Source organism: Nocardia pseudovaccinii NBRC 100343 (genome assembly GCF_001613225.1).
Lineage (GTDB): Bacteria > Actinomycetota > Actinomycetes > Mycobacteriales > Mycobacteriaceae > Nocardia > Nocardia pseudovaccinii.
This window is the reverse complement of record NZ_BDBY01000445.1, coordinates 1-5,402: the sequence shown is the minus strand read 5'-3', so window position 1 is coordinate 5,402 and position 5,402 is coordinate 1. Positions and strand designations below refer to the sequence as shown.

Below are 5,402 nucleotides of genomic sequence, written 5' to 3'. Positions count from 1 at the left end.
AAACTCGACGTGCGCGATGTCGCCCACTGGTCCGGTATCGCACTCGAACTCGACGAGCCCTACATCCCCCCACCGGAAGCGGCTCTCCTGGGCCGCGAGCAACGCAAACTCGTCACCGACCTCATCCGAGCACTCGCTGCGACGAACCGACATCCACGGCCGCCGTTGAAGATTCAGACCACCGGAATCGTCGTCCTATCCGGCGATTAGCTTGTTCCACGAACGGCCACTGATGCATGGTTCGGATCGGGAGATCGTTGATGGAACCGAACGTGCATGGTCCGCGTCTAACCTACTGAGACCAATACCGACCGACGACTGAGAGTGTGCATGACTGTGGCTTCCAGAGCCAAGCCTCTGCGCCGTTGTGATCGCTCGTATGACTTGCCGGTCGGGTAATACCTGGCAGTGTGACCTGTTGGTTGCCGGGAGGTGGTTTGTCAGTCGCACGTCAACGGCCGCCGCGCGACCAGAATAGAGAGGTATCGTGCCGACGTGGAGCCGAGCGATTCCAATATCAAGGCACAGCTGCTCATCTCACCACCCAAGCGCTGGCAGCAGCTGTGGTCCGCGGTAGACGAGCTGCTCGCCGAGCAGCCCAGCCTATGGGAAATCCGCACCCAGAACGCCGACGGTTCTCTGTGCATGCCCTACGCCGTCTACAGCGACGCCGTGGGTCACGTCGAACGAGCGTTGTACGAAGTGGACGCGATCGTGGGGTTCGACTGGACGAATTGGGACGGTATCCGGCTGCATCGAGGCGGCCAGGGTCTGGCCGATGCCCCGGTTGCCGAGGCCTGCCGAATACTGACCGCGATAATTCGGGCCGAGCGATTCAGCGACGGAACGTTCGGGCACGCACTCGACGACGGCACGTTCCAGGCAGCCCTGCTGCGCCTTCGCAAGTGGTACGACGGAATAGCGGCGATCCACGCCGAGCACATCCACGCACCACCAGGCCAGTCGTGGATCTCGCGACGCATCAGCGCGTTCCGCCGGTTCCAGGCGGTGCTACGAGAGTGAGTTAACGGTTCACTTCGATGCCCGCACATGCCGCGCCCCGCACGGCTCGAAGCGACCAGACGCCAACACAGACTCCGAGTCGGAAGGACTGTTCACGAGGAGAAAGCGTTAGTCCTGCTGGAGGACTACCGCATTGGGCTTTCGGTACGCACTCTCATAGCCGCCTATCGCGCGGTTGGCCTGGATGCGCGCTCATGGTCGCGTAGCCCGCTTCCCGTGGATGCACCACCACACCGCGCCGGCGATCGTCAACGCGGAGGAGACCAGGAGTACCGCTGTGCCGTATCTGAAGTCGGCTCCGGTGATATGGCTGCGGGAGTCAGTCCATATCAAGATGAAGGCGACCGTGGTGGCGAACACGGATCCGACGACTTCGATGCACGCGAGGACAAGTACAGCTGCAAGCTTTCCCGGGGTCTGGACTCTCTCGAACATCAGACACGCGACGAGGAGCAGCAGAACCGCTCCGATAAGCAGCACCCAAACGCCTGGCGTGCCGAACTGACGCGACCCCATCAGCGAGTACGTGGCGTCGAAATGGGGGTCGTGCACCAGTGGGAGAAAGAGCCCGAACAGGACTCCGAGACCACCCAACCCCACCGATTGCTCGGCCCGAACTACGCCCTGCTACCTCGCCACTAGGGAGCTGGGGCAGCGTATGCACAGCCGCGGACTCATCGTTGCTCGACATGGTGATCGAGTCTGCCAGCTGGTTGTTCTGTTGCCGAGCTGTCTTGGGCGACGAAAGCTGTATCTATTCAGCCCAATTGCGTCCCACCGGTCTTGTCTAGCCCGGCAGTGATCGCAGACCGCGCGGGGGTAGCGTTCCTGGTAGATCGCGGGCCGCTCACAATTCGGGCAGGGCTGGGTGTATCGACGCCCAGGGATCGGGCTTTGCAACAGGAAATCGTTGCGGGCGAGGATCTTACGACCGGAGTCGGCCTGTTGTGGTTGCGCCGCAAGGTGAGCAGAACAACTCGGCGTAGTCGGCTGTCCCGGCGTCGATCGCTGCGCGCCCGGGTATCTCCGTTGTGGCTCGCGGTCTTCTGATCACGGCGCCACCGTGTGGGCTCCGTTCTGGGGCCCCAGACACCCTGATGGAACCGAAGGTGTGTGGTCCGCGTCTAACCTACCAAGACCACCAACATCGACCGAAGACTGAGAGAGCAGATATGGCTGAAGATTCATCGGCCACCGGGTCACCGTTTGCGATTGTGCCCGACCATGTTTCCGATGCCGGACAATATGTGCAGCGGACCGCGCAAACTCTCGTCAACGGTGTGCGATCAGCTGACGCCGACGTGCAAGGGCTGATGACGAGCTGGAAAGGCACCGCGGCCACCGCCTATGCGGCGGGCTGGGAGGAGACCCGCGACGGCGCATTGCAGGTGCTCGAGGCCTTGAACACCATGGCGGAGCTGCTCGGCGTGGTGGGTGTCGAATACACGGGCACCGACACCACCAACGCCGCCGGGATGCGGCAATCCTCCCTGGATCTCCCGTAGCTGATTCCGCCGTAATCGAACAGGACTGTGGCACATGAGATATCAGGTCGATCTCGACCACCTGGACGACGTAACCGCCCGCATCGGCGGACTCAACGATTTCCTACGGGAATCCCTACGCGAAATCGATGAACGCATGGCCGTAATGCAACAAAGCTGGAACGGCCACGCCGCCGACAAGCAAGCCGAAGCACACCGGGAATGGGCTACCGCAGCACAGGACGTTCGAGAGGGGATCGAGGCCATGCAGGCCGCAGCCCGCACCGCGCACACCGCCTACGGCGATGCTGTCACGGCCAACCTGCGCACCCTGGGGCGCGCGTGACCGTTCTCGACGTCGATACCAGCGTCTACAACGAGGCCGGGAACCGGCTGCAAGTTCTGGCCACCGACTGGTTCAACGCCGCTAATGGGCTCTTGCCGGCGCTGGACCAGTGCGGGAACATGACCGGCACCTACACCGAGGCCAAGAAATGGGCCGAGTCATACGACACGCGCGCCGAAGCGGTGCTGAAGATGTCCACCGATCTAGCGACCGCAACCCACCACTACGGCGCTCTGCTGCTGGAAATGGGCTACAACCACGCCCTTGCCGAATACACCGCCGCAGGCTTGACCGGTACCGCGCCGAGCAAGCCATACACCGGCCCACCCGCCTACGGCTGCCGCGTGCCGCTGCCTTCGGCCGGAGGACCGGGTAACGGGCTCCTCGACGGCGGCGTCAAGCTGGTCGAGGCCATCGGCATCACCGTGCCCGATGGCAACGTCGAGCTACTAGACCGCGCAGCAACCACGTGGGCCGCGATCGCCGCAGCCGGACCAGTGCAAGCGATGGCGGCCCAACTCGACACAGTGGCCGCCCAGTTCGAGCAGATCACCTCCCCCGATGCCTCGTACATCGATGAGGACATCCGCGCACTGAAAGCGGCTGCCGAGGCCACGATCGCGACGTTCAAGGAACTCTCGGCCTCCACCCGTGACCACCATGACGGCCTGGTCGAACTGCGCGCGAAAATGGTGGAACTGCTCAAACAACTAGGAGAGGAACTACTCAAAGAACTGGCCATCAGCGCCGCCATCGCAGTGGCGTCGAGCGTAGTCACCTTCGGTATCGGTGCCGCGGTCGCCAGCGCGCGAGTCGTCGCCATCGCCGCCAAGATCGGCCGCCCCATCCGCATCTTGATCGAGGCATTCAAAACCGACCGCAATATCGCCAAAGGCGTACACGTCGAGCAGGAAATAGCCAAGCACCAAACCGAGATTCGGCGTATCGAGGAGTTGAAGGCCGAGCCGAAAAAACCGATCGAATTGCCGAAAAATGAGCATCCCGAAGGGGTGCCCAAGCTTGACCTTGATCGCGTTGACAAAGACGCAATCACCAGCTACACCGGATCAAGCGGCGACATCAACGGCGCACTCAGAAGCGGAAAACCATTGACCCCCGAACAGCAAGCCCAGGTGGACCAGTTGAATGCGTCGCTGGACAAGCTACCCAACTATGAAGGCACCGTGACCCGCCGCACCGATATGTCGGCCGCGGACCTAGCCAAATACCAGGAGGGGCGCACTGTCACGGAAGACGCTTTCACGTCGTCATCGGCCACCCCAGCGGCCGCGAAGGACCGGCCGATCGAATTTCAGATCGTGTCCGAGAACGGCAAGTACATCGGCCACTATTCTTCCGTTCCGGAAGAGCAAGAAGTATTGTTCAAATCGGGCACCGAGTTCCAGGTTTTGAAACGATACGAAGAGGGCGGCCGAACCATCATTCAGATGGTCGAGAAATAGGACAAGGATTCCACTCATGGAGAAATCAGGCGGAAAAACCTTCAAAGGCCCCGGTGACCCCGGATGGACACCAATCGACCCGGAAAAAAAGGCTAAAGCCGAAGCGATGTTGGCCGAATTCAACCGCAAGCGGGACGCGGTCCCGCCCGACCGGCAAATACATTTGCGGGACCGGTTCGGCGACGAAGACAAAATCGGCACCGACCAAGAAGACCAGTACCGGGCCGATGTCGAGGAACGCAAAAAGCGCGGAGAGTACTGGGGCTGACCACGACCGATTCGACCAACGCCCTCACCGATTGACTCAACGAATGCCGTGGGGTGCCCATGGGCGGCTTTCGGACGGCGTGGCGCCGAGATGCTGGTCCAGATCCTCACCGAACGCGAGCAGAAGAACTCCGCCAGCGCGGACGCTGTGGGACACCACGATCACCGGGAACCTCACCGGCAACGACGAATGCGACGAGCCGATCACCTGGGACCGTACCAGGAACTCAGCTCAGTGGCACGTTCAGCGACTCCCTCACGCCGTCATTTCGCGCAGTACCGCTGAATCAACGCCAGAGGAGGGATGGTCCTCATCGAACGGCCATTCCGTGAATCAACGAAACGCGAATTCGGCCAGGCACAACTACTAGGCAGCAATGAAGCTCCCGAACGTCCGCTTCTGCTGATCGCCGTGCGGTCGCTAAAGCGTGGCGTCGGTGTCTGTGACTCCGGTCAGATAGTTCGGAAGCCCGTTACCGGTGGCGCGGCGAGCCGGGGAGAGGCCCTCGGATATCCCTTTGCCATCGACAAAGACGCTCCCAAGGCGGGTGTTCTTGTGCAGGACGGCATGCGATTCAAGATCGATATGGTCGGGCGGATTCGGCCACAGCCGCGTAACCAACCCGTGCGCCTCGAAAGGGTGAACGATGTCGTGCAACGGGTGGTAGACAAGCTGAAAGAAGACCATGTGCGTGGTTTCGAGCAGATTGAAACCGATCGTCACGGACTGCCCGGTCCCGCCACCTCCATCGCTACGAATTGTATGGCGAAGCCACACCGGGTCGAATTCCGGATCGGGTTGCCCCCCGGAGTCGATCA

At 61.7% G+C, this 5,402-nt stretch carries 8 protein-coding genes; 7 read left to right on the top strand and 1 reads right to left on the bottom strand.

Translation table 11 applies throughout. The annotated features are described in order from the left end of the window. The 7 genes from NP3_RS49590 to NP3_RS48795 all read left to right on the top strand — a co-directional run. A partial coding sequence (locus tag NP3_RS49590; RefSeq protein ID WP_169814698.1) for a hypothetical protein occupies positions 1–210 on the top strand: 210 nt, incomplete at its 5' end. 285 nt (positions 211–495) lie between these two features. Beyond that, positions 496–1,023 carry a DUF6508 domain-containing protein gene (locus NP3_RS45630; RefSeq protein WP_063047922.1) on the top strand — a complete coding sequence of 176 codons (528 nt, stop codon included), beginning with the start codon at positions 496–498 and terminating at the stop codon, positions 1,021–1,023. A 306-nt stretch (positions 1,024–1,329) separates the two neighbouring features. Next, positions 1,330–1,665 (top strand): hypothetical protein, encoded by a 336-nt coding sequence (locus tag NP3_RS48800; RefSeq protein WP_157125005.1) that lies wholly within the window; start codon positions 1,330–1,332, stop codon positions 1,663–1,665. A 530-nt stretch (positions 1,666–2,195) separates the two neighbouring features. Next, a complete protein-coding gene (locus tag NP3_RS45620; protein ID WP_063047920.1) occupies positions 2,196–2,528 on the top strand; it encodes a WXG100 family type VII secretion target in 333 nt (110 codons plus the stop codon). A gap of 34 nt (positions 2,529–2,562) precedes the next feature. Beyond that, positions 2,563–2,853 (top strand): WXG100 family type VII secretion target, encoded by a 291-nt coding sequence (locus NP3_RS51065; protein ID WP_063047919.1) that lies wholly within the window; start codon positions 2,563–2,565, stop codon positions 2,851–2,853. Then, positions 2,850–4,316: an ADP-ribosyltransferase gene (locus tag NP3_RS45610; protein ID WP_063047918.1), complete on the top strand. Its 1,467-nt coding sequence runs from the start codon at positions 2,850–2,852 to the stop codon at positions 4,314–4,316. Before NP3_RS51065 ends, NP3_RS45610 begins: the two co-directional genes overlap by 4 nt. A 16-nt stretch (positions 4,317–4,332) precedes the next feature. After that, positions 4,333–4,584 (top strand): hypothetical protein, encoded by a 252-nt coding sequence (locus NP3_RS48795; protein WP_157125004.1) that lies wholly within the window; start codon positions 4,333–4,335, stop codon positions 4,582–4,584. A 420-nt stretch (positions 4,585–5,004) separates the two neighbouring features. On the opposite strand, the gene NP3_RS48790 is transcribed toward NP3_RS48795, so the two are convergent. Further along, positions 5,005–5,402 (bottom strand): hypothetical protein (locus NP3_RS48790; RefSeq protein ID WP_218025081.1); only part of this gene is annotated, 398 nt, incomplete at its 5' end.

Coding starts and splice junctions, on each gene's coding strand:
- NP3_RS48800 (WP_157125005.1), top strand. CDS start 1,330: ATGGCTGCGGGAGTCAGTCCATATCAAGATGAAGGCGACCGTGGTGGC.
- NP3_RS45620 (WP_063047920.1), top strand. CDS start 2,196: ATGGCTGAAGATTCATCGGCCACCGGGTCACCGTTTGCGATTGTGCCC.
- NP3_RS51065 (WP_063047919.1), top strand. CDS start 2,563: ATGAGATATCAGGTCGATCTCGACCACCTGGACGACGTAACCGCCCGC.
- NP3_RS48795 (WP_157125004.1), top strand. CDS start 4,333: ATGGAGAAATCAGGCGGAAAAACCTTCAAAGGCCCCGGTGACCCCGGA.